At 55.3% G+C, this 568-nt stretch carries 1 rRNA gene; it reads right to left on the bottom strand.

The features are described 5' to 3' along the window. Positions 1-18: 18 nt before the first annotated feature. Positions 19-568, bottom strand: a 23S ribosomal RNA gene (locus tag MA879_RS12325); the annotation flags it as partial.

The following is a 568-nucleotide window of genomic DNA, read 5'->3' as shown; positions in this document are numbered from 1 at the left end:
AAACAGCAGGAAGAAAAGTGTGTAAAAGTCATCGGCCTATTAGTACTGGTCAGCTCCACACGTCTTCAGTCCGTGCTTCCACATCCAGCCTATCAACCCAGTAATCTCGCTGGGGGCCTCACACCCTCAAAGGGGCAAGGAAATCTCATCTCGAAGCCGGCTTCCCGCTTAGATGCTTTCAGCGGTTATCCATCCCGAACGTAGCTAATCAGCCATGCACCTGGCGGTACAACTGACATACCAGAGGTTCGTCCGTCCCGGTCCTCTCGTACTAAGGACAGACCTTCTCAAATTTCCAACGCGCGCAGAGGATAGGGACCGAACTGTCTCACGACGTTCTGAACCCAGCTCGCGTACCGCTTTAATGGGCGAACAGCCCAACCCTTGGGACCTACTCCAGCCCCAGGATGCGACGAGCCGACATCGAGGTGCCAAACCATGCCGTCGATATGGACTCTTGGGCAAGATCAGCCTGTTATCCCCGAGGTACCTTTTATCCGTTGAGCGACGACCGTTCCACAACGAGTCGCCGGATCACTAGTCCCGACTTTCGTCCCTGCTCGAGCTG

It is taken from the genome of Micrococcus lacusdianchii, assembly GCF_023155805.1.
In the GTDB taxonomy this organism is placed as follows: domain Bacteria; phylum Actinomycetota; class Actinomycetes; order Actinomycetales; family Micrococcaceae; genus Micrococcus; species Micrococcus lacusdianchii.
Note: the sequence above shows the minus strand (reverse complement) of the source record. Positions and strands in the feature narration are given on the sequence as shown.